The following is a 22325-nucleotide window of genomic DNA, read 5'->3' as shown; positions in this document are numbered from 1 at the left end:
CCGCGGGGTCACTCCGTGACGAAGTCGATGAGCTCCTCGACGCGACCGAGCAGGGCGGGGTCGAGGTCGCGGTAGGACTGCACGGCGCCGAGGATCCGCTGCCAGTTCCGAGCCAGGTCGACGGGGGTCTCCGCCGGCCAGCCGAGGGCGCGGCTGACGCCCACCTTCCACTCGGTGCCGCGCGGCACCTCGGGCCACCCGGCGATGCCGAGCGCCTTCGGGGTCACGCACTGCCAGACGTCGACGTGCGGGTGCCCGACGATCCGCACGAAGCGCCCGTGCGGGCCGCGCTCGACGGCCTGCGCGAGACGGGTCTCCTTCGACCCGGGGACGAGGTGGTCCACGAGCACGCCGTAGCGGCGCTCCGCCGAGGGCGGATCGCCCTGCAGGACGGCGTCCAGCAGGTCGACGCCCTGCAGGAACTCGACGACGACCCCTTCGACCCGCAGGTCGTCGCCCCACACCTTCTCGACGAGCTCCGCGTCGTGCTTGCCCTCGACGAGGATCCGGGACGCACGGGCGACCCGTGCGCGCGCATCGGGCGCGGCGAAGGACCCGGATGCCGTGCGGGCGGGCGTCCTGGGCGCCGCGGCCTTCGGTGCGGTCAGCTGCACCGGCGCGCCGTCCACCAGGAACCCCGCGCCGAGCGGGAAGAGGCGGACGCGGCCGTGCCGGTCCTCGAGTTCCACGAGTCCGGGCTGCCACCCGGCCACGGCGCCGCAGAAGCCGTCGGCGGCGACCTCGACGACGAGATCGCGGACAGCCTCGACGACCGGGACCACGGGGCGGCCGGCGCTGCGCCAGCCCGGAGCGAGCACGTCGCCTGCGTATCGGTCTTCCATCGTCACCCTCCGAACGCGAGAGCCTAACCCGGTCCGGCCGGGCCCAGAACGAGCCACGCGCGGAAACCACGGGATGCGCGGCGAACGGCGCCGCGCGGAGCTATCGCCCCATGCGAGCCGGGGAATAGACTCGCGGAGGGGGCGGCCGCCATGCCCCCGGAGGAGGATCCACCGATGCGATCGCGATGGGCTCTGGCGCTCACTGCCGCAGTGGCGATCGTCGTCGGCGGGGCTGCCGGCGGCGCGCTCGCGACCGCCCCCGTCGCCCTGGGGGCGACGCGCGTCCTCGATGACGCCGGCGTCCTGTCGGCGGCCGAGGAGAGCGACGTCCAGCAGCGGTCCGAGCAGCTCTCCGCATCGTCGGGCGTCGACCTCTGGGTGGTCTACGTCGACGAGTTCACCGAGCCGAGCGACCCCGAGGCGTGGGCGACCGAGACGGCCGAGGCGAACGGGCTCGGCCCCAACCAGTACCTCCTCGCGGTCGCGACCGAGGGTCGCACGTTCTACCTCTCCGGGGACTCCGCAGGTCCCGTCGACTTCGCCGCCCTCGGCACCATCGAACAGCAGCGCATCCTGCCCGCGCTCGGCGCGGAGGACTGGGCCGGCGCCGGGATCGCGGCCGCCGACGGCCTCGAGAACGCGGTGGGCGGCGGCGACGGCGCCCCCGGGGGCGAAGCGGACGGCGGCGGGTTCGGCGGCATCCTCGTCTTCCTCCTGATCGCGGCCGCCGTGATCGTGGTCGTCTGGCTCGTCGTGCGCTCGCGCCGGAAGACCAAGGCCGCCGCCGGCGGGGCGGCAGGGCCGGAGGCGGTCACCGCCGTCCCCACCGCCGAGCTCGCGCGGCGCGCGGCGTCCGCGCTCGTGCAGACCGACGATGCGGTGAAGACCAGCGAACAGGAGCTCGGGTTCGCCCGGGCCCAGTTCGGCGACGCCGCCGCGGCGGAGTTCGAGGAGACGCTCACGCGCGCGAAGGCGAACCTGGACCAGGCGTTCTCCCTGCAGCAGCAGCTCGACGACGAGGTGCCCGACACCGAGCAGGACGTCCGGGCGTGGAACACGCGGATCCTCGAGCTGTGCGAATCGGCGAATGCGGAACTGGACGAGAAGGCCGACGCGTTCGACGAGCTGCGCAAGCTCGAGCAGAACGCACCCGAAGCACTCACCCGCACGCAGGAGCTGCGCGCGACGGTGGCCGGAGGGCTCGCCGAAGCGACCGAGCGTCTGGCCGCGCTGCAGGGGACGTACGCCGCCGAAGCGCTCGCCACCATCGCCGACAACCCGGCGCAGGCGCAGCAGCGCATCGATTTCGCCGACGAGCGACTGACGGCCGCGCAGCAGGCGATCGGCTCGGGCGACGGATCCGCGGCCGCCGTCAGCATCCGCGCCGCAGAGGAGGCGCTCGGGCAGGCGCGCATGCTCGAGGATGCCGTCACGAAGCTGCAGGGCGACCTCGCCGCCGGCGAGCAGAACGCCGCGGCCCTGATCGCGGACCTCGAGAAGGACCTCGCCGCGGCCGGTGCGATGCCCGACCCGGATGCGCGGCTCGCCCCCGTGATCGCATCCACCCGTCAGCAGGTCGATGCCGCCCGCACGAATCTGACCGGCGGTCAGAAGCGCCCGCTCGCGACGCTCGCGGCGCTGGAGGCCGTGAACACCGAGATCGACACCCTGCTCGCCGGAGTCCGGGACGCCCAGGCCCAGGCGCAGCGGGCCGGCCAGCTGCTCGGTCAGCAGCTCCTGCAGGCCCAGGCGCAGGTCTCCGCCGCGGAGGACTTCATCACCTCCCGCCGCGGCGCGATCGGCGCGGAAGCCCGCACACGGCTCGCCGAGGCCGGCGCCTCACTCGTCCAGGCGCAGCAGCTCGCCGCCAGCGACCCCGCACAGGCCCTGCAGTACGCGCAGCGCGCCAACGACCTGGCCGGCCAGGCCATCCAGCATGCGCAGAACGACGTCGGCGCGTTCTCCGGCGGTGGCGGCGGCCTCTTCGGCGGCGGCGGCAACAGCGGCGGCGGCGGCAACATGATGGGCGCCGTCCTCGGCGGCATCGTGATCAACTCCCTCCTCGGCGGAGGCGGCGGGGGCGGCATCTTCGGCGGCGGCGGCGGGGGCGGCGGCGTCTTCGGCGGCGGCGGCGGGGGCGGCTTCGGCGGAGGAGGCCTCGGCCCCGGCAGCTTCGGCGGCGGCGGCACGCGCGGCCGGCGCGGAGGGGGCCGCTTCTGAACGCGCACCGCCCACCCTGCAGAAGGTGACATGGACTTCCGACTACAACTGAAGAGACTTCCCGCTAGGAAAGGAAAACCGATGGCAAAGCAGTCCATCTTCGGACGCATCTCGACCCTGATGAAGGCGAACATCAACGCCCTCCTCGACTCCGCCGAGGACCCGGAGAAGATGCTCGACCAGCTCGTGCGCGACTACACGAACAACATCGCCGACGCCGAGGCCGCGATCGCCGAGACGATCGGCAACCTGCGCCTGCTCGAGCGCGACCATGAGGAGGACCAGAAGGCCGCCGTCGAGTGGGGCAACAAGGCCCTCGCCGCGAGCAAGAAGGCCGACGAGCTGCGCTCCGCGGGCAACACGGCCGACGCCGACAAGTTCGACAACCTCGCGAAGATCGCGCTGCAGCGTCAGATCGGCGAGGAGAACGAGGTCCGCGCCATCGCGCCGTCGATCACCGCGCAGACCGAGGTCGTCGAGAAGCTCAAGGACGGCTTGAACGGCATGAAGGGCAAGCTCGACCAGCTGCGCTCGAAGCGCTCCGAGCTGCTCGCCCGCGCCAAGACCGCCGAGGCCCAGAACAAGGTCCACGACGCGGTCAAGTCGATCGACGTGCTCGACCCCACGAGCGAGCTCGGCCGCTTCGAGGACAAGGTCCGCCGGCAGGAGGCGCTCGCGACCGGCAAGCAGGAGCTCGCGGCGTCGTCGCTGGACGCGCAGTTCAACCAGCTCGAGGACGTCGGAGAGCTCACCGAGGTCGAGGCCCGGCTCGCGGCGCTGAAGACCGGGGGCTCGACAGCCCCCGCGATCGAGCAGTAGTCGGCGCGAGCCGTTCCGCCGTGGCACGGCGCCGACTCCGGTCGGCGCCGTGCCCCCTCGCCTCGAGAGGCAGCGCATGACCCGCTTCGTGGTGGTTCCGCAGTGGCAGGGCTCTCCGGCCGCGCGCGCAATGCTGCTCATCGACGGTGCCGAGGCCATCGCGGGCGATCTGCCGCGCGCCTCGTCCACGCGCATCGACGTGCCGTTGGAGGCCGGCGAATCGCTCGGCAGCCCGGTGCGGCGCCTGAGCTCCCTCTCCCGCATCCGCGATCTCCTCGCCGCCGAGCTCGCCGAGCACGCCGAGCAGTCCGGCGGCGAGGCGGCGGTCGTGATCGGCGGCGACTGCGGCGTCGCCGTCCCCGCGATCGCCCACGCGGCCGGCCGGCATCCCGGGATGGCCGTCGTGTGGTTCGACGCGCACGGTGATCTGCACTCCCCCGACACCTCGCCCTCCGGTGCATTCGCCGGCATGGCCCTGCGTGCCGTCTTCGGCGACGGCGAACTCTCCACCGGCGGCGTCGTCAGCGCCGACCGTGTCCTTCTGGCCGGCGCCCGCGAGTTCGAGGATGCCGAGGCCGCCCTCATCGTCGCGACCGGGCTGCGCGTCCTCACCGTCGCGGAGCTCGGCGAGCCGAGCGCCCTCGTCGACGCGGTCGTCGCGACCGGCGCGGACGCCGTCTACATCCACATCGACCTCGATGTGCTCGACCCCGCCGTCATGACCGGCCTCACCTCCGCGGTCCCGTTCGGGCTCGCCGTCGCCGACGTGACCGCGTCGATCGCCGCGCTGCGTGAGCGCCTGCCCCTCGCGGGCGCCTCCGTCTGCGGATTCGCGCCCGCGACGCCCGCCGCCGCCGTCGACGACCTCGGCAGCATCCTGCGCATCGTGGGCGCGGTCGCATGATCGCCACCCCGCCGCCCGGCTGGAAGGCCGACGCCGAGCGTGCCGTCACCCGCGGCGAGCGCCTGGACCGCGCCATCCCGTCGTTCCTGCTCGACTCCCCCATCAGCCGCGTCGGCTACTGGTGGGGAACGTCCGTCGGCTGGGTGTGGGGATCGCTGTGGTCCACGGGCCCCGTGCTCCGCCGCGGCGGGCTGCTGGTCTTCCGCGGGATGCCGTCCTGGACGTACGGCCGGGGCGGGGTGTGCGTGGGTCGCTGCTACCTGACCGGCGACGGCCCCCTCACGGAGCGGATCCTCCGCCACGAAGCCGTGCACGCCGCGCAGTGGCGGCGCTACGGGTTCCTGATGCCGGTGCTGTACCTCTTCGCCGGCCGGAACCCGCTGAAGAACCGCTTCGAGATCCTCGCGGGCCTCGAGGACGGGAACTACGTGCCGCGCATCGCGGGACGCTGAGCCCCGTCGAGTCGACTCAGCGGGCGGAGAGCAGCCCGAAGCGCTCGGGAGCGTCGATGGCGGAGGCCTCGACGTGCAGCGCCGTCGTCAGGTGGTCCACGATGTCGGCCGTGCCGAGGAACCCGCCGAGCAGGTGGATGCGGGTCGCATCGTCCGCACGGCACAGCATCTCGTCAGCCCACGCCGTGACGGCGCGCGCGAGAGCCTGGCCGGGCGCGCAGGCCCGGCTCGTGCCGGGGGCTCCGGAGCGGCGCGAGCGGTCGAGCCACGTCACGGTCATCCGCGCGGGCGCCGCGATCCGGCCGATCCAGCCGGCATCCGGGACCTCGACGAACACGCGACCGGTAGAGCAGAGCGGCAGCGTCGCGATCAGCGCCTCCAGTTCGGCGAGCGAGGACTCGTCCGCCGTGATGAGGTGCTGGACGCGCGTGTGCTTCGACGCCCGGCAGGCGGCGGGAGTGTGCGCGAGGGAGCTGGACATGATGCGACCACTATACCCTGTGAGGAAGGGTTGCCTTACCTTGCCTCCGCCGCGCGGATGTCAGCGCGGGACGATCAGGACGCGTCGCAGCTCATCGATCTCGTCGTCACGGAGCCCGTGCGCGCGGAGGAAGTCGACGGGGGCACCGAACCGGGCCCGCAGATCGTCGAGCACCCGGCGCATGGCGGGCGCCGGCGAACGGGTCGCCAGCTCCTCGAGGTGACGCGCCTCCGGGTGCATGCTGCGGAGGTAGGCGACCACCTGCTCGTTGCGCCGCGCCGGCAGCAGCGCCTCGGTGCGCGCGTAGTCTGCGACCACGGCGTCCTCGTCGACGCCGGCAGCGGCGAGCGCAAGGGCCACGGTCACCCCGGTGCGGTCCTTGCCGACCGTGCAGTGCACGAGCACGGGCTGGTCCGCGATCACCGCCCGCACGACGGCCACGATGCTCTCCCCCGAACCGTCGACGAGGCTCCGGTACAGGTCGTCCAGCGTGAGGTCCTCGGCGAAGAAGGATGCCGTCGACCCGGTGAACAGCGGGATCCGGACGGTTTCGTGGCCGAGCTCGGCCAGCCGGGTCGGCTCCCACGCGACCTCGGCGTCGTCGCGGAGGTCGATGATGCGACGAAGGCCGAGCCGCTGCAGCGCGGCGCGCCCGGCGGCGTCGACGCGTGCGAGGTTGCCCGAACGGAACAGGACGCCCGGACGCGTCGTGCCGCCATCGGCGGGAAGACCGCCGGTGTCCCGGAAGTTGAGGGCCCCCGCGATCGTCAGCGGATCGGTCATGCCGGGTCCGCGATGGCCCCCCGCCGCGGCGGGACGGGGTATTTGCCCGCGATCGTGATGCGGTTGAAGGCGTTGATCGACACGAGCAGCCAGCTGAGGGCGACGTACTCCGGCTCGGAGAGGATGCCGCCGACATGGTCGTACACCTCGTCGGGGATCCCGTCCTCATGGATGTACACGTAGCGCTCGGCCAGCTCGAACGCGGCGCGCTCCCGTGCCGTGAAGACGCCCGAGTCGCGCCATGTCGCGATCTGCGCGATCTCGTCCGCCGTGAGGCCCGCCGCGACGGCCCGGTCCACGTGGATACGGACGCAGTACGCGCAGCCGTTCAGCTGCGACGCGTGGACGAGGGTGAGCTCCTTCAGCCGCGCGTCGATCCCCGCCTGGGCCGCGATCTCGCCGACGGTCTGCGAGAACGCCTCGAGGGCGTCGTACGCGGGACGAGCCGAGCGGGAGAGGTGCACGCGGCGTTCCGTGGTCATGACGCCCACCCTACCGACGGCATCCGCGAGAATGGATCGACCATCACCCCGTCACCCCGAGGATGCCGCGTGACCACGACGCCGTTCGACGAGTTCTCGTTCCTTCCCGCGCAGGCGGCCGACATCGGGGCGGCCGCGATCCCGCCGGTCCGCCGCCTTACCGCGTCCCTGCCGGACGGCCGCACGGTCAGCGCCCTGCAGTACGGCGACGCCGCCACCGGCGGCTTCACCCCGCCGGTGGTCACCTTCCTGCACGGCGCCGGGCTGAACGCCCACACCTGGGACACGACGATCCTCGCCCTCGGGCTGCCGGCCCTCGCCGTCGACCTGCCCGGGCACGGCGACTCGTCGTGGCGCGCCGACGGCGCGTACAGCGGTCGCACCCTCGCGGCGGACCTCGCCGTGGTCCTGCCGGAGTGGGCGCCGTCGCCGCAGATCGTGGTCGGACAGTCGCTCGGCGGACTGACCGCCGCGGCCCTCGCCGCGGCGCATCCGGGCCTCGTGCGCGGCCTCATCGTCGTCGATATCTCCCCCGGCCTCGATCCGAACGGCGGCGCCCGCCAGATCCGCGAGTTCTTCGCCGGCCCGAGCGACTGGGCCTCGCGGGAGGAGCTCGTCGACCGCGCCCTCTCCTTCGGACTCGGCGGCTCGCGGGAGGCGGCGACGCGGGGCGTGTTCCTCAACTCCCGCGTCCGCGCCGACGGGCGCGTCGAGTGGAAGCACCACTTCGCGCACCTGGCCCATCTGCTGGCCACCGACCGCGCGGCCGCGGACGCGGCCGACAGTGCGGCCACTGCCGCGGCCGGCGTGCTGTCGTCCGCCGGGTGGGACGACCTCGCCGCCGTCACGGTGCCGCTCACGCTCATCCGCGGCGCGCGCGGCTACCTCTCCTCCGCGGACGTCGACGAGTACGCGCGGCGCCTTCCCGCCGCCGAGATCATCACGGTCCCGGCGGGGCACAACGTGCAGGAGGACGTGCCCGTCCAGCTCGGCGGTCTCATCGCGGAACGCGTTCATGACGCCCGATGACCGCGCGAGCCACACGTCACCCTAGGCTGTTGTGCGCACCACGTCCGCAGACCCGCATCGGACACCGATGACGCCGAGTCTGCCCTTGCGAAAGGACCTCCCCCGCATGCTTCGTCGAACCGCCCTCGCCGCTGCGGCGATGCTCGCCGCCGGCGCCCTCCTCCTCACCGCGTGCACCGGCAGCACGACGCCCGGCCCGTCCGAGACCGACGTCACCCCCGACCCGGACGCCTCGGTCGGCATCCGCCTCGTGCTGGAGCCCGGCAACCTCGACATCCGCGAGACCGCCGGTGCGGCGCTGGACCAGATCCTGATCGACAACGTCTACCAGGGCCTCGTCGCCCGCACGCCGGATCAGGAGATCGTCCCCGCCCTCGCGAGCGACTACGAGATCTCGCCCGACGGCCTCACCTACACGTTCACGCTCCGCGAGGGCGTCACCTTCCACGACGGCCAGGAGCTCACCCCCGAGGACGTCGTGTGGTCGTTGACGCAGGTGCGGGACAACGCGGCCTACCGCGACTCGGCACGCCTCGCGGGCGTCACGGGCATCGCCGCCGAGGGGCAGACGATCACCCTCACGCTGAGCGCGCCGGACTCGACGCTCCTGTGGAACCTCACCGGCCGCGCCGGGCTCGTCCTCAAGAAGGGCGACAAGATCGACCGCAAGACGGCCGCGAACGGCACCGGTCCGTTCACCCTGGCGAGCTGGAAGCAGGGCGCCAGCATCACGTTCGCGCGCAACGCGGACTACTGGGGCGAGCCCGCGCAGGTCGCCGAGGTCGTCTTCAGCTACATCCCGGAGACGCAGGCCGCACTCAACGGCGCGCTCGCGGGCGAGCTGGATGTGCTGACCGGCTTCGACGCGAACCTGAAGGACCAGATCGAGGCGGGCGGCGACTTCAGCCTCGTGCTCGGGAAGTCCACCGACAAGGGCACCCTCGCGATGAACTCCGCGAGCGGCCCGCTCAGCGACAAGCGCGTGCGCCAGGCGATCCGGCAGGCGATCGACAAGGATGCCATCGTCGAGGCGCTCGGTGCCGGCCAGACGCAGTACGGCCCCATCCCCGAGCTCGACCCCGGCTACGAGGACCTCTCCGACGTGGCGCCCTTCGATCCCGAAGCCGCCCGGTCGCTGCTGGCCGACGCCGGCGCGGAGGACCTGACGCTGACGCTCACGCTGTACAGCGGGTACGGCACCACGGTCTCGCAGATCCTCGTGTCGAACCTCAACGACGTGGGGATCACGCTCAAGGTGAACCAGGTGGAGTTCCCCACGTGGATCAACGACGTGTACATCAACAAGGACTACGACCTGAGCTTCGTGCTCCACACGGAGTCCCGCGACTTCGAGAACTGGGCGAACCCGGAGTACTACTTCACCTACGACAATCCCGAGGTGCAGAAGCTGTTCGCGGACTCCATCGCCGCGGTCGACCCGGACGAGGCCGCCGACCTGCTGGCCCAGGCGGCGCGCATCGTGTCCGAGGACATGGCGGCGGACTGGCTGTACAACGGCGCGTCCGTGCTCGCCGTGTCCTCCGACGTCGCCGGTGTGCCGTCGGTGAACGTCAACGAGCGCCTCAACCTCGCCGAACTGGTCAAGAGCACGGAGTGATCCGATACGCCCTGACGCGATCGGCCCTGCTGCTGCTCGGGCTGTTCGTCGCCAGTGCGCTCATCTTCTTCACTCTGCGGGTGCTCCCCGGAGACGTCGCCCAGCTCATCGCGGGCCTCAACTCGACGCCGGAGCAGGTCGCGGCGATCCGGGAGCGCCTGGGCCTGGACCAGCCCCTGCTCGGTCAGTACGCCGCCTGGATCGGCGGTGTCCTGACCGGCGACCTCGGCGAGTCGATGCTCACCGGCACGCCGGTCGCGAGCGAGCTGGCCCAGAAGGCGCAGGTCACGATCCCACTCGGTCTCCTCTCGATGACCGTGGCCATCGTCATCGCACTGCCTTTCGGCGTCCTCTCCGCGATCCGGCGCGGCCGGGCCGACGGCACGGCCCTGAGCGTCGCCGCGCAGGCGGTGGCGGCCGTCCCGGTCGTCTGGGCCGGCATGATGCTCGTCGTCGTGTTCGCCGTCTGGCTCGGCTGGCTGCCCGCGCAGGGGTTCCCGCGCGGCGGCTGGTCCGACCCCGGCGCGGCGCTGCGCGCGCTGCTCCTGCCCGCCATCACGATCGGCGTCATCGAGGGCGCGATGCTGCTGCGGTTCGTCCGCTCGGCGACCCTGCAGGCCGTCGGCGAGGACTTCGTCCGCACCGCCGCCGCGAAGGGACTGACCCGCACGCAGGCACTCGTCCGGCACGGCCTGCCGACCGTCGGACTGTCGATCATCACGGTCCTCGGGCTTCAGGTCGCGGGGATCATCGTGGGCGCCGTGGTCATCGAGCAGCTGTTCACGCTGCCCGGGATCGGGCGGATGCTGGTCGCCGACGTCAGCAACCGCGACCTGCTCAAGGTGCAGGGCGAGCTCCTGGTGCTGACGAGCTTCGTGCTGATCGTCGGGTTCCTCGTCGACCTCACCCACCGGGTCATCGACCCGCGACAGCGGGAGGCGGAATGACCCGGTTCGCGTGGCTCCGCCGGCTGTGGGCACTCTCCACCGGCCGATTCGGACTGATCGTGGCGGCGAGCATCGCCGTCGTCGCGCTCGTGGCGCGCTTCTGGACGCCGTTCGACCCGCAGCGCGTCGACATCGCCGACCGCTGGGCTCCGCCGGGCTGGCCGCATCTGCTCGGCACCGACGGATCGGGCCGCGACATCCTGAGCGTCCTGATGGCGGGCGCCGGCACGACGGTCTGGGTGGCCGTGGGCGCCGCCGTCGTGGCGACCGTGATCGGGATCGTCCTCGCCGCACTCGGCGCGCTGACGGCGCGGTGGCTCCGGGAGTCCGTCGCGGTGCTCGTCGACATCCTGATCGCGTTCCCCGTGCTGATCATCGCGATGATGATCTCCGCGGTGTGGGGCGGCTCGCTGTGGGTCGTCATCATCTCGGTGGGGATCGGCTTCGGCGTCAACGTCGCCCGCGTCACCCGTCCCGAGCTGCGCCGTGTGCTGCACAGCGACTTCGTCCTGGCCGGCCGCGCGAGCGGCCTCACCCCGTTCCAGAACCTCTGGCGGCACCTGCTCCCCAACGTCGCGCCCGTCTTCATCGTGCAGCTGTCCTGGGCGATGGCCGTCGCTGTGCTCGCCGAGGCGGGTCTCAGCTATCTCGGCTTCGGGGCGCCCGTCACCGAACCGTCGTGGGGACTGCTGCTGAAGGATCTGCAGGCCTACATCACGGTGTATCCGCTCACGGTCGTGTGGCCGGGCCTGGCGATCACGCTCACGGTGCTGGGCCTGAACCTGCTCGGCGACGGCCTCCGCGAGGCCACCGATCCCACCCTGTCGCGGCGCCGCGCCGCGCATCACGTGCCGGCGGTGGTCGCGTGAGCCTCGAGGTGCGGGACCTGACGATCGAGATCTCCGGCCGCCGTGTCGTGGACGGCATCTCCTTCGACGTGCCCGACGGCGCGCGTGTGGGCCTCATCGGCGAGTCCGGTTCCGGGAAGTCCCTCACGGCCCTCGCGCTCCTCGGACTGCTCCCCGGCGGCGCGACGGCGACCGGCAGCATCCGCTGGTCCGGACGCGAGCTGATCGACCTGCCCGACCGCGAGCTCGCGCAGCTGCGCGGCGACGAGATCGGGATCGTCTTCCAGGAGCCCCGCACGGCGCTGAACCCGATCCGCACCGTGGGCCGGCAGATCGCCGAGTCCATCCGCATCCACGAGGGGCTCGGGCGGCGTGAGGCACTCGCCCGCGCCGTCGCCGAGGCCGACCGCGTGCGGCTGCCCGACCCGGAGCAGATCGTCGGACGCTATCCGCACCAGCTCTCCGGCGGTCAGCGGCAGCGGGTGGCGATCGCGATGGCCCTCGCCTGCCGGCCGCGCCTCCTCATCGCCGACGAGCCGACCACGGCCCTGGACGTGACCATCCAGGCGGAGATCCTCGAACTCCTCCGCTCCCTCGTCGCCGACGACGGGATGTCGCTCGTCTTCATCACCCACGACCTCGCCGTCCTGTCGCAGATCGCGACGCACGCCGTCGTCCTCGAGGACGGCCGCGTCGTCGAGGAGGGCGCCATCTCCCAGCTGCTCAGTGCACCGACCTCCCCCGTCACGCAGGGTCTGCTGCGCGACGCCACCGCGACCCTGTGGCGCCCGGGAGGTCGGGCGTGAGCGACGACCTCATCCGCGCGCGCGGCCTCGGCCGCCGTTTCCGCGCGCCCTCCCCCGGACTCTTCGCGCCACCGAGGTACACGACGGCCCTCGACGACGCCGACGTCGACGTCCGCGCCGGCTCGGCGGTCGGCATCATCGGGGAGTCCGGTTCCGGCAAGTCGACGCTCATCCGCCTCCTGCTCGGGCTCGACACCCCGACGACCGGCACCGTCACCTTCGACGGGCGACCGGTCGATGCGCGCGCCGGCGCGCGCTCGCTGCACTGGCTGCGCCGCGAGACCGGGATCGTGTTCCAGGATCCGTACGCGTCGCTGGATCCGCGGATGAGCGTCGGGCGCATCGTCGCCGAGCCGCTGTGGGCCCTCGGCATCCCCGGTGACCGCCGTGCGCGCGTGCACGAGGTGCTCGAGGACGTGGGACTCGAGGCGGACATGGCCGACCGCTTCCCCCACGAGTTCTCCGGCGGCCAGCGGCAGCGCATCGCGATCGCGCGCGCGATCGTGCACCGTCCCCGCGTCCTCGTCGGCGACGAGCCGCTCTCCGCGCTCGACGTCACGGTGCGCGCGCAGATCCTCGAGCTCCTCCGCGACCTCCGCCGTCGCGAGCAGCTCACGCTCCTGCTCGTCTCCCACGACATCGGCGTCGTGCAGAACCTCTGCGACGAGGTGATCGTCATGAAAGACGGCCGCATCGTCGAGGAGGGACCGACCGAGAAGGTCCTGCTGGAGCCCCAGGTCGCGTACACGCGACGGCTGCTGGCCTCCATCCCCGTCATCGACGCGCGGGACCGCCGCGTCGGGGGCGAGGGCTAACGTGTCGCACATGCACGCCATCGTCCCCCCGTATCTGCTCGCCCGGCTCGCCGCGACCCAGGAGCCGCACTTTGCGCGCGCGGCCGAGGCGGCCCGCGCGACGCTGGCCGTCGCCCGGGAGTACCGTCCGGTGCGGGCCCGGCTCGACCTGTCGGTCGACGGCGACGCGCTCGTCATGGAGGCCTCGCCGCTGCCCGACCGGGTGATCTCCGATGCGCAGAACCGGGAGACCCTGCCGGGTGTGCGCGTGCGCGGGGAGGACGATCCGGCGACCGGCGACCGTGCCGCCGATGAGGCGTTCGACGGGCTGGGGGCGACGTTCGACATGTACTGGGACGCCTTCCGCCGCGCGTCGATCGACGGCGTCGGGGGCACGCTGGCGGCGACCGTGCACTACGGCGTCGATTACGACAACGCGTTCTGGAACGGCGAGCGGATGGTGTTCGGCGACGGCGACGGAGAGGTCTTCGCCGGTTTCACCCGCTCCGTGACGGTCATCGCACACGAGCTCAGCCACGGGGTGATCGAGAACGCCGGCGGCCTGGACTACACGGGCCAGTCCGGCGCCCTCAACGAGTCGATCGCCGATGTGTTCGGCGCTCTGACCGAGCAGCACCTGCACGGGCAGACCGCCGACGAGGCGACGTGGCTCATCGGGGCCGGCATCTTCACCGACGCCGTGCAGGGTACGGCGCTGCGCTCGATGAGCGCGCCCGGGACCGCCTACGACGACGACGTGCTGGGCCGCGACCCGCAGCCCGGGCACATGGCCGACTACGTGGAGACGACCTCCGACAACGGCGGCGTGCACATCAACTCGGGCATCCCGAACCGCGCGTTCCACCTCGCGGCGACGGCGCTCGGCGGACACGCGTGGGAGCGCGCCGGACGCATCTGGTACCTCACCCTGACCGGCGGCCGCCTCACCCCGCGCGCCGACTTCACGGCCTTCGCGACGGCCACCCTGGCCACCGCCGTCGAGGAGTACGGTGAGGAGTCGGAGGAGGCCGCCGCCGTCCGAGACGCATGGACGGGCGTCGGCGTGATCGAGGATGGCCGCTGAACCCGAGGACGCACCCGCCGTCGCCGTGACCGTCGTGCGCACGGGCGGCTTCGCGGGACTGTCCCGGCGCTGGCACGTGGAGGGCGGCGCGGCCTCCGGCCTCGCCGACATCGTCGAGCGCTGCCCGTGGGAGGCCTGCGACGAGGTCGCCGCGGAGCCGGAGGGCGCCGACCGGTTCACGTGGTCGGTCTCCGCCGTGCGCGGCCCCGACGAGCGCCACGCGGAGCTCGCCGAACAGGATGTCGACGGGCCGTGGCGTGAGCTCATCGACGCCGTGCGAGAGCTCGCGCGGTCAGTCGCGGCGCCGCAGGAATGAGCGCTTCTTCAGCGGCTCGAGGTGCTTCTGCATGTAGATCGTGCCGAGCCAGCGCCCGAACTTGAACCCGACCTTGCCCATCCGGCCGACCTCGACGAAGCCCAGCCGCCCGTGCAGCGCGACCGAGGCCTCGGCCCCGCGGTCACTGATCACGGCGACGATCTCGCGGATGCCGAGCTGCTGGCACGCCGCGATGAGCGCCTCCAGGAGCGCTCGCCCGAGGCCCTTGCCGGTGGCCGCCTGGCCCAGGTAGATGGAGTTCTCGACGGTGTAGCGGTAGCCGGACTTGCCGGTCCAGGGTGACACGTAGCCGTAGCCGAGGACCTGGCCCGACGGCGAGACGGCGACGAGGAACGGCAGGCCGAGCTTCTGCAGGTGGTCGAACTTGTCGGCCCACTGCGCGTGCGTCCACTTCTTCTCGTCGAAGGTGACGACGGAGTTGGTGACGTAGTAGTTGTAGATCTCCCGGATGTCGGGGACGTCCGCGCGGACGGCAGGACGGATCTCGTAAGTGAACGGCCGCTCCGGTTCGGGCTGGCGGCGCAGGTGCCGCGGCAGGCGGCGACGGTCGCGGTCGTATTCCTCCTCCAGCATGCCGACAGCCTACGCGGGGAGCGCGTCCGGGTCGGGCAGCCGCCAGTCGACGGGGTCGGCGCCGAGGCCCCGCAGCAGGTCGTCCGTGCGGGAGAACGGCCGTGAGCCGAAGAAGCCCCGCCGCGCGGACAGCGGCGACGGATGCGCCGACTCGATGACGGGGGTCGGCCCGAGAAGCGGCTTCAGGCCGGCGGCATCCTTCCCCCACAGGATCGCGACGAGCGGCTGCGCACGGGCGACGAGCGTACGGATGGCGTGCTCCGTGACCGCCTCCCATCCCCATCCGCGGTGGGATGCCGGGACGCCGGGGGCGACCGTGAGCACCCGGTTCAGCAGCATGACCCCCTGCGCGCTCCATGCGGAGAGGTCGCCATGCGGGGCCGGTGGGATGCCGAGGTCGTCGTGCAGCTCGCGGTAGATGTTCTGCAGGCTGCGCGGCAGCGGCCGCACGCTCCGCTCGACCGCGAACGACAGGCCGATGGGGTGCCCCGGGGTCGGATAGGGGTCCTGACCGACGATGAGCACCTTGACCTCGCGCAGCGGGCGCGCGAACGCACGCAGCACGCGATCGCCCGCGGGAAGGTAGCCGCGACCGGCGGCGACCTCGGCGCGCAGCCGGGCGCCGAGCGCCGCGATGTCGCCGGCGACGGGAGCCAGTGCGACCGCCCACTCCGGATCGATGAGACCGGCCTCGGCCAGCTCGTCGAGCGACGCGGACATCAGGCCGACGCCGCCGCGCCCGCATCCTCCTCGAGGACGCTCCCCCGCGACGACCACGGGAAATCGATCCACCGGTCGGTCTCGCGCCAGGAGAAGTCGGGCAGCGCGACGGATCCCGGCTTCGTGTAGATGCAGACCGACCGCACATCGGCGCCGACCTCGCGCAGCAGCTTCACGGCGAGCGCGAGCGTGCGTCCGCTGTCGGCGACGTCATCGACGAGCAGGACCCGCTTGCCGGGCAGGTACCCGAGGTCGAGGTCCGGGGGCAGCAGCTCGGGGGCGTCGAGGACCGTGCCGATGCCGGTGTAGAACTCGACGTTCAGCGCACCGCAGCTCTTCACACCCAGGCCGTACGCGATGGCGCCGGCCGGCAGGAGCCCGCCGCGGGCGATCGCGACGACCACATCGGGGACGAAGCCCTCCGCGACGATCGCGCGTGCCAGCTCCCGCGATGCGTCGCCGAACCCGTCCCAGGTCAGGGTCTCCCGCTCATCCGTCACCCGGCGCCTCCTCTGCTCCGCCCCAGCCTAGAGCCGCCGCGGCGCGCCGACCGCCCACCCCTAGACTGATCGCCGTGACCACGGCGCTCCGCACCTCCACGCTCGGCATCACCGCGAGCCTCATCGGCTGGTTCATCGTCGTGGAGCTGGTCTCCGGCATGCTGCAGGGGTACTACGTGCCGCTGTTCAGCGACATCGTGCTGGCGCTCGGCATCCACGACTCGGACGTCAACTGGTTCGAGGCGGCGCAGCTGCTGCTCTCCGCCCTCGTCGTGCCGGTGCTCGCGAAGCTCGGCGACATGTACGGCCACAAGCGGATCCTGCTGATCGCGGCGATCCTCACCGCCGGGGCGACGTGGTGGCTCGCGTTCGCGACCTCGTTCTGGACCTTCCTCATCGCGTGGGCGCTGCAGGGCTTCTACGTCGTGTGGCTGCCGCTGGAGATCGCGCTCATCTTCGAGCGGGGCCGCACGCAGAACCGCGGCGTCTCGCTCACGCGTCGAGCGGCGGGCCTCCTCGTCGTCGGCCTCCAGGCGGGTGCCATCATCGGGGCGCTGGCCGCGGGGCGGATCTTCGCCGCGACCGGAGAGAACCTCACCCTCACCCTCCTCGTGCCGGCGATCGCGGTCACCCTCGTCGCCGTCGTCATCTGGCTCTGGGTGCCCGAGTCCGAGCCGGTGCCCGGCCGGCGCCTGGACACCGGCGGCTTCGTGCTGCTGGCGCTTTCGCTGCTGCTCGTCACGAGCTCGCTCACCTTCCTGCGGCTGAACGGCCCCGGCGCGGTGTGGGTGTGGCTGCTGCTGGCGGCCGGTCTCGCGGGCTTCGTGCTGTTCGTGCGCTACGAGCTGCGCCAGAGCGACCCGGCCGTCGACATCCGCGTACTCCGCCGGCCGGAGATGTGGCCCGTGCAGGCGACGGCCTTCCTCGTCGGGATCAGTCTGCTCGGCGCGCAGGGGCCGCTCTCGACGTACGCCGGCACCGACCCGTCGCTCGGCTACGGGCTGGGTCTCGACGCGACCGAGCGGTCGAACGTCATCGGCGTCTACCTCGTCTCGCTCATCGTCGGCGCCGTGATCTTCGCCGTCACATCGCGGCGGGCGAGCCCCCGCGTCGTGCTGATCGCGGCGGCGCTCCTCGTCGGCATCGGCTACGCCCTGTTCCTGCCGTTCCACGTGGAGCTGTGGCAGGTGCTGCTGAACCTCTCGATCGCCGGGCTCGGCTGCGGCGCCCTCGTCGGCGCGATGCCGGCCGCTGCCGCGGCGGCCGCCCCCCGGGGGCAGACGGGTGTGGCATCCGCGCTCACCAATACGACGAAGACGATCGGCGGGACGTTCTCCTCGGCCGTGTTCGGCGTCGTCCTCGCCGCCGGCGCGGGCATCGTCGCGAGCGAGACCGCGGCGTCGCTCGGCGGCTACCTCACCGTGTGGGCGATCTGCGCCGCGGGCGGGTTCCTCGCCGCGCTGCTGCTCGTCTTCGTGCCGAAGGTGGCCTTCGCGGACGCTCCCCCGGCCGGCGCCGCCCAGCGATCAGCCGCCCCGATCAGTCGTGCGGGAGGCGCGGGCGCAGCGGACCGCGCGCGAGCAGGTGCTGCGCGGACTGCGCGACGGGACGCATCGTGACGAGGTCCAGGTTGACGTGGCCGGGGGCGTTGAGCGCGTAGGCGATGACGTCGGCCACGTCGTCCGCCGTGAGCGGCTCGGGGACGCCCTCGTAGACGCGCTCCGCGCTCGCCCGGTCGCCGCCGAGACGATTGAGGGTGAACTCCTCGGTCTGCACCATGCCCGGGGCGACCTCGGTGACCCGGATCGGCTCCCCGTTCAGCTCGAGGCGGAGCGCGTGCACGAGCATCGACTCCCCCGCCTTCGCGGCGTTGTAGCCCGCACCCCCCGGATACGCGGTCTGCGCGGCCGTGGACGTGACGTACAGCGTGTCGGCGTAGCCGTCGACGGCGGCCTCGCGCAGGAGCGGCAGGAGCGCGGCGGTCACGAGCTGCGCCGACAGCACGTTCACCTCGAACATCCACCGCCAGTCCTCCGGGTCGCCGTCCTCGACGCGGTCGGTGCCGCGTGCGCCCCCCGCGATGTGCACGAGGGCGTGGACGTCGCCGGTGCCGGCGAGGTGCTCGGCGAGGGCGTCGACGTCGGCGGGCTTGGTGAGGTCGGCGGCGAAGGACACCGACCCGACCTCCTCGTCCAGGCGCGCGAGCCGTTCCGCGCGGCGGGCGACGCCCACCACGTCCCATCCCGTCGCGCGCAGCGCACGCACCGTCGCCTCGCCGATCCCGGAGCTGGCGCCGGTCACCACGGCGCGTCGTGTCGTCATGACCTCCACGCTACCCACCCCGCCGCGACGCGGCGTCCGGGCCCGCCGCGTGCCGCGTTACGTCAGATGTCCCACGCGTTGTCGCGTCCCCGCCCGCGACCCTACTGTCGGTGATGGCCCGCGGCGTCCGTCGCAGGCCCCGACCGACCGCAGGAGCCGACATGTCCGCACCCGAGAACTGGCGCTTCGAGACCAAGCAGATCCACACCGGCGCCGCTCCGGACCCGGTCACGAAGGCCCGCGCCACCCCCATCTACCAGACCACCTCGTACGTGTTCGACAACGCCGACCACGCCGCGAACCTCTTCGCGCTGGCCGAGTTCGGCAACATCTACACGCGCATCCAGAACCCGACCCAGGATGTCGTCGAGCAGCGCGTCGCTGCACTCGAGGGCGGCACCGGCGCACTCCTCGTCGCCTCGGGCCAGGCCGCCGAGACCTTCGCGGTCCTCAACATCGCGCAGGCCGGCGACCACATCGTCTCCTCGAGCTCCATCTACGGCGGCACGTACAACCTCTTCAAGTACACGCTGGCCAAGCTCGGCATCGAGGTCTCCTTCGTCGAGAACCAGGACGACCCCGACGCCTGGCGCGCCGCCGTCCGCCCGAACACGAAGCTGTTCTTCGCGGAGACGATCGGCAACCCGCAGATCAACGTCCTCGACATCCGCACGGTCGCCGATGTGGCACACGAATCCGGCGTCCCGCTGATCGTCGACAACACGATCGCGACCCCGTACCTGATCCGCCCGTTCGAGCACGGCGCCGACATCATCGTGCACTCGGCGACGAAGTTCCTGGGCGGCCACGGCACCGTCATCGGCGGCGTGATCGTCGACGGCGGCACCTTCGAGTGGTCCAAGAACGTCGAGAAGTTCCCGGGCCTCACCGAGCCCGACCCCTCCTACCACGGCGCGTCGTACACGACCGCGGTGGGCGACGGCCTGGCCTACATCATCAAGGCCCGCGTGCAGCTGCTCCGCGACCTCGGCGCCGCCATCTCGCCGCAGAGCGCCTGGCTGCTCATCCAGGGCATCGAGACGCTGTCGCTGCGCATCGAGCGCCACGTCCAGAACGCCCAGGAGATCGCGGAGTGGCTGGAGAACCACGAGGACATCGCGTCCGTCAACTACTCCGGCCTGCCGACCTCGCCCTGGTACGCCGCCGCGAACCGCTACGCGCCCAAGGGCGTCGGCGCCGTGCTGTCCTTCGAGCTGAAGGGCGGCGTGCAGGCGGGCCGCGAGTTCGTGAACTCCCTGACGCTGTTCAGCCACCTCGCCAACATCGGCGACGTGCGCTCGCTCGTCATCCACCCGGCGTCCACGACGCACTCCCAGCTCACCCCGGAGCAGCAGCTCACGAGCGGCGTGACGCCGGGTCTCGTGCGCCTGTCGGTGGGCCTCGAGAACGTGGAGGACCTCAAGGCCGACCTCGAGCAGGCGCTCGGCGCCGCGCGCCGCGTCTCGGAGGCCGCCCGCGCCTGATCCGTTCCTCCTCAGAACACGACGGATGCCTCGCCCTTCGGGCGGGGCATCCGTCTTCTGCGGTCAGGACGCGTCGCACCAGCGCAGCACGCGCAGGGCGCGCAGGGTCACCCACCGGCTCGGGAACCCCTCGAACTCGCGCTCCATGGCGAAGAGGGTGGGACCCTCGTGCGTGTTCTCCAGCGGCCACAGGCCGTTCGGCAGCCGCTTGGCGCGCAGCAGCGCGACGGCGTCCGCGAGGCGCGGGTCTCGGCGGTTGACGAGCCGGAAGTGATCGAGGGCCCGCAGGACGTCGTAGAACCAGCGCACCGGGTAGGACAGCATCCCGAACCGCGGGTCGATGAGCCCTCCGTCGCCACGACGCCAGAGCAGCCGCCGCGCGAGCAGGTACTCCTCGGCGCGGCGGCAGGCCTCCGGGATGCGGTCGTCGCCCGTGGCCGCGTCCGCGTCGCGCAGCCCCTCGAGCGCGCAGATCGTGGAGTGCAGCGACGACACGTCGGCGTCGTCCCAGCAGTTCCAGCCGCCGTCCGCGAGCTGGCCGGCGAGGAGCGTGTCGATCAGGCGGTGACCGTCCTGCCCGAAGTAGGCGGCGACGCTCAGCGCGACGCCGTTGATGCACGGCTCCACCTCGCCGTCGAAGTAGGGCTCACCCGCATGCTCCCAGCGCACGTGCACGCGGACCCGCTCGACGGCGACGCGCGCCGCGGGGCTGTCCGGGTCCACGCCGAAGTCGACCAGCTGCTGCAGCGAGAAGTGCGTCGCCGTCCAGGCGTCGAACATGGGCCGATCCTCATCCGCCCAGCCGGGGCGGTACGTGCCGCCGTCCCAGAGCCCGTCCTCCGCCTGCAGCGCGAGAAGACGTGCCCCCCAGCCCTCGACCGCGACCTTCGCGCGTTCGGCGGCGACGTCCTCGGGCCGGGCATCGGTCAGATCGCGCAGCACCTGCCAGCGGATCGCCGGGTCGCCGGACAGCAGGTGATCGAGCACGTCGTCCACGGCGCAATGCTACCCACGGGCGTGGACACCCGCGACGTAACACGGACCGCGCCGGGGTGCGCGCACGGGAGAATGGCACGCATGGACTGGCAGACCTCCGAGGACACGGTGCCGAGCGCGCCGATCACGGAGGCCGACGCGCGCTCGCTGCTCGGGCGCCCGCCGACGTCGGGGGCGTGGCGCGACGGCGATCCGCAGGGCGAGCGGCGGTTCGCCGCGTTCGGCGCCTTCCGGACGGAGGGCGGCCGGGAGCTTCCCGGCATCCGCCTCGCGTACGAGTCGTGGGGCGAGCTGAACGCGGCCCGCGACAATGCGGTGCTGGTCCTGCACGCCCTCACCGGCGACAGCCACGTCCGTGGTCCCGCCGGCCCCGGGCACCCGACGGACGGCTGGTGGGGCGACATCGTGGGGCCCGGCTGCCCCATCGACACCGACCGCTGGTTCGTCGTGGCCCCGAACATGCTGGGCGGATGCCAGGGCTCGACGGGGCCGTCGAGCATCGCGCCGGACGGCTACGAGTGGGCCGCACGCTTCCCCTACCTGACGATCCGCGATCAGGTCGCGGCGCAGACGCGCCTCGCGGACGCGCTCGGCATCGACGTCTGGGCTGCGGTCGTGGGCGGGTCGATGGGCGGCATGCATGCCCTGGAGTGGGGCATCGGCGCGCCGGAGCGGGTGCAGCGTCTCGCGGTGCTGTCGGCTCCCCCGGTGACCACCGCCGACCAGATCGCGCTGAACTCGGTGCAGCTGGCGACCATCCAGATCGACCCGCGCTACGCCGGGGGCGAGTACTACGACGCCGGGGACGGCGACGGCCCCCACCGGGGCCTCGCGCTCGCGCGTCGTATGGCACTGCTGAACTACCGCAGCCCGACCGAGCTGAACCAGCGCTTCCAGCGGTCGTGGCAGTCCGGGAAGAGCCCGCTCGGGCACGGCGGGCGCTTCGCGGTCGAGAGCTACCTCGACTTCCACGGCAACAAGTTCACGCGCCGCTTCGACGCGAACAGCTACATCGCCCTCGTCGAGGCCATGAACTCGCACGATGTGGGCCGCGACCGGGGCGGCGTGGAGGATGCGCTGGCCCGCGTGACCGCGCGGACCCTCGTCCTCGGCATCGACAGCGACCGGCTGTTCCCGGTGGACGGGCAGCACCGCATCGCCCGCGGCATCCGGTCGACGATCGACGACGACGCCGTCGTGCTCACGAGCGACTTCGGGCACGACGGCTTCCTCATCGAGACACCGGCCGTCGGCCGGCATCTGGAGCGACTGCTCGCGGACTGA

Annotated in this window: 24 protein-coding genes; 15 read left to right on the top strand and 9 right to left on the bottom strand. The window is 72.5% G+C overall.

Going from position 1 to position 22325, the window contains the following annotated elements; translation table 11 throughout:
* Nucleotides 1-8 precede the first annotated feature (8 nt).
* Nucleotides 9-842: a DUF3097 family protein gene (locus QZL85_RS13360; protein WP_295577562.1), complete on the bottom strand. Its 834-nt coding sequence runs from the start codon at nucleotides 840-842 to the stop codon at nucleotides 9-11.
* Nucleotides 843-1016: 174 nt separating this feature from the next.
* On the opposite strand from QZL85_RS13360, the gene QZL85_RS13355 reads away from it, so the two are divergent.
* The 4 genes from QZL85_RS13355 (at nucleotide 1017) to QZL85_RS13340 (ending at nucleotide 5237) form a co-directional block, all read left to right on the top strand.
* Nucleotides 1017-3062: a TPM domain-containing protein gene (locus QZL85_RS13355; RefSeq protein WP_295577561.1), complete on the top strand. Its 2046-nt coding sequence runs from the start codon at nucleotides 1017-1019 to the stop codon at nucleotides 3060-3062.
* 81 nt (nucleotides 3063-3143) lie between these two features.
* Nucleotides 3144-3881, top strand: coding sequence for a PspA/IM30 family protein (locus tag QZL85_RS13350; RefSeq protein WP_295577559.1), 738 nt, complete (start codon nucleotides 3144-3146; stop codon nucleotides 3879-3881).
* A 76-nt stretch (nucleotides 3882-3957) separates the two neighbouring features.
* A complete protein-coding gene (locus QZL85_RS13345; RefSeq protein ID WP_295577557.1) occupies nucleotides 3958-4785 on the top strand; it encodes an arginase family protein in 828 nt (275 codons plus the stop codon).
* Complete coding sequence (locus QZL85_RS13340; protein WP_295577555.1) at nucleotides 4782-5237, top strand: Fe-S oxidoreductase; 456 nt, start codon at nucleotides 4782-4784, stop codon at nucleotides 5235-5237. Before QZL85_RS13345 ends, QZL85_RS13340 begins: the two co-directional genes overlap by 4 nt.
* Nucleotides 5238-5253: 16 nt before the next feature.
* Here QZL85_RS13340 and QZL85_RS13335 read toward each other — a convergent pair whose 3' ends face one another.
* The 3 genes from QZL85_RS13335 to QZL85_RS13325 are packed head-to-tail and all read right to left on the bottom strand — an operon-like array spanning nucleotide 5254 to nucleotide 6983.
* Nucleotides 5254-5718, bottom strand: coding sequence for an SIP domain-containing protein (locus QZL85_RS13335; protein WP_295577552.1), 465 nt, complete (start codon nucleotides 5716-5718; stop codon nucleotides 5254-5256).
* 60 nt (nucleotides 5719-5778) lie between these two features.
* Complete coding sequence (locus tag QZL85_RS13330) at nucleotides 5779-6501, bottom strand: tyrosine-protein phosphatase (RefSeq protein ID WP_295577550.1); 723 nt, start codon at nucleotides 6499-6501, stop codon at nucleotides 5779-5781.
* Nucleotides 6498-6983 carry a carboxymuconolactone decarboxylase family protein gene (locus QZL85_RS13325; RefSeq protein WP_295577548.1) on the bottom strand — a complete coding sequence of 162 codons (486 nt, stop codon included), beginning with the start codon at nucleotides 6981-6983 and terminating at the stop codon, nucleotides 6498-6500. The genes QZL85_RS13330 and QZL85_RS13325 overlap by 4 nt, the downstream gene beginning before the upstream one ends.
* Nucleotides 6984-7052: 69 nt before the next feature.
* On the opposite strand from QZL85_RS13325, the gene QZL85_RS13320 reads away from it, so the two are divergent.
* From QZL85_RS13320 to QZL85_RS13285, 8 genes are all read left to right on the top strand, one after another.
* Nucleotides 7053-8012, top strand: coding sequence for an alpha/beta fold hydrolase (locus QZL85_RS13320; protein WP_295577546.1), 960 nt, complete (start codon nucleotides 7053-7055; stop codon nucleotides 8010-8012).
* 106 nt (nucleotides 8013-8118) lie between these two features.
* Complete coding sequence (locus tag QZL85_RS13315; RefSeq protein ID WP_295577544.1) at nucleotides 8119-9630, top strand: ABC transporter substrate-binding protein; 1512 nt, start codon at nucleotides 8119-8121, stop codon at nucleotides 9628-9630.
* On the top strand, nucleotides 9627-10577 hold the full coding sequence (locus QZL85_RS13310) for an ABC transporter permease (RefSeq protein ID WP_295577541.1): 951 nt from the start codon (nucleotides 9627-9629) through the stop codon (nucleotides 10575-10577). Before QZL85_RS13315 ends, QZL85_RS13310 begins: the two co-directional genes overlap by 4 nt.
* The gene (locus QZL85_RS13305; RefSeq protein ID WP_295577539.1) at nucleotides 10574-11446 is read left to right on the top strand and encodes an ABC transporter permease; all 873 of its coding nucleotides are present in this window, start codon (nucleotides 10574-10576) and stop codon (nucleotides 11444-11446) included. The genes QZL85_RS13310 and QZL85_RS13305 overlap by 4 nt, the downstream gene beginning before the upstream one ends.
* On the top strand, nucleotides 11443-12231 hold the full coding sequence (locus QZL85_RS13300; protein WP_295577537.1) for an ABC transporter ATP-binding protein: 789 nt from the start codon (nucleotides 11443-11445) through the stop codon (nucleotides 12229-12231). The genes QZL85_RS13305 and QZL85_RS13300 overlap by 4 nt, the downstream gene beginning before the upstream one ends.
* Entirely contained in the window at nucleotides 12228-13046 is an 819-nt protein-coding gene (locus QZL85_RS13295) for an ABC transporter ATP-binding protein (RefSeq protein WP_295577534.1), read from the top strand. Before QZL85_RS13300 ends, QZL85_RS13295 begins: the two co-directional genes overlap by 4 nt.
* A 10-nt stretch (nucleotides 13047-13056) precedes the next feature.
* Nucleotides 13057-14109 (top strand): M4 family metallopeptidase, encoded by a 1053-nt coding sequence (locus QZL85_RS13290; RefSeq protein ID WP_295577531.1) that lies wholly within the window; start codon nucleotides 13057-13059, stop codon nucleotides 14107-14109.
* Nucleotides 14099-14425, top strand: coding sequence for a protealysin inhibitor emfourin (locus QZL85_RS13285; RefSeq protein WP_295577529.1), 327 nt, complete (start codon nucleotides 14099-14101; stop codon nucleotides 14423-14425). Before QZL85_RS13290 ends, QZL85_RS13285 begins: the two co-directional genes overlap by 11 nt.
* Here the strand turns inward: QZL85_RS13285 and QZL85_RS13280 are convergent.
* Genes QZL85_RS13280 through QZL85_RS13270 form a run of 3 tightly spaced genes read right to left on the bottom strand, consistent with a single transcriptional unit; the run spans nucleotide 14402 to nucleotide 16239 of the window.
* A complete protein-coding gene (locus tag QZL85_RS13280; protein WP_295577527.1) occupies nucleotides 14402-15019 on the bottom strand; it encodes a GNAT family N-acetyltransferase in 618 nt (205 codons plus the stop codon). The genes QZL85_RS13285 and QZL85_RS13280 overlap by 24 nt on opposite strands.
* Before the next feature lie 9 nt (nucleotides 15020-15028).
* On the bottom strand, nucleotides 15029-15739 hold the full coding sequence (locus QZL85_RS13275; protein ID WP_295577525.1) for a uracil-DNA glycosylase: 711 nt from the start codon (nucleotides 15737-15739) through the stop codon (nucleotides 15029-15031).
* Nucleotides 15739-16239 (bottom strand): phosphoribosyltransferase, encoded by a 501-nt coding sequence (locus QZL85_RS13270; RefSeq protein ID WP_295577523.1) that lies wholly within the window; start codon nucleotides 16237-16239, stop codon nucleotides 15739-15741. The genes QZL85_RS13275 and QZL85_RS13270 overlap by 1 nt, the downstream gene beginning before the upstream one ends.
* A gap of 74 nt (nucleotides 16240-16313) precedes the next feature.
* Here QZL85_RS13270 and QZL85_RS13265 point away from each other — a divergent pair, with 74 nt between their 5' ends.
* Entirely contained in the window at nucleotides 16314-17858 is a 1545-nt protein-coding gene (locus QZL85_RS13265) for an MFS transporter (protein WP_295577521.1), read from the top strand.
* On the opposite strand, the gene QZL85_RS13260 is transcribed toward QZL85_RS13265, so the two are convergent.
* On the bottom strand, nucleotides 17779-18561 hold the full coding sequence (locus QZL85_RS13260; protein ID WP_295577520.1) for an SDR family oxidoreductase: 783 nt from the start codon (nucleotides 18559-18561) through the stop codon (nucleotides 17779-17781). The genes QZL85_RS13265 and QZL85_RS13260 overlap by 80 nt on opposite strands.
* Nucleotides 18562-18722: 161 nt before the next feature.
* Here QZL85_RS13260 and QZL85_RS13255 point away from each other — a divergent pair, with 161 nt between their 5' ends.
* Complete coding sequence (locus QZL85_RS13255) at nucleotides 18723-20045, top strand: bifunctional o-acetylhomoserine/o-acetylserine sulfhydrylase (RefSeq protein WP_295577517.1); 1323 nt, start codon at nucleotides 18723-18725, stop codon at nucleotides 20043-20045.
* A gap of 63 nt (nucleotides 20046-20108) precedes the next feature.
* On the opposite strand, the gene QZL85_RS13250 is transcribed toward QZL85_RS13255, so the two are convergent.
* The gene (locus tag QZL85_RS13250) at nucleotides 20109-21041 is read right to left on the bottom strand and encodes a hypothetical protein (protein WP_295577514.1); all 933 of its coding nucleotides are present in this window, start codon (nucleotides 21039-21041) and stop codon (nucleotides 20109-20111) included.
* An 81-nt stretch (nucleotides 21042-21122) separates the two neighbouring features.
* Here QZL85_RS13250 and QZL85_RS13245 point away from each other — a divergent pair, with 81 nt between their 5' ends.
* Nucleotides 21123-22325, top strand: coding sequence for a homoserine O-acetyltransferase (locus tag QZL85_RS13245; protein WP_295577512.1), 1203 nt, complete (start codon nucleotides 21123-21125; stop codon nucleotides 22323-22325).

The organism is uncultured Microbacterium sp., assembly GCF_900078385.1.
In the GTDB taxonomy this organism is placed as follows: domain Bacteria; phylum Actinomycetota; class Actinomycetes; order Actinomycetales; family Microbacteriaceae; genus Microbacterium.
Note: the sequence above shows the minus strand (reverse complement) of the source record. Positions and strands in the feature narration are given on the sequence as shown.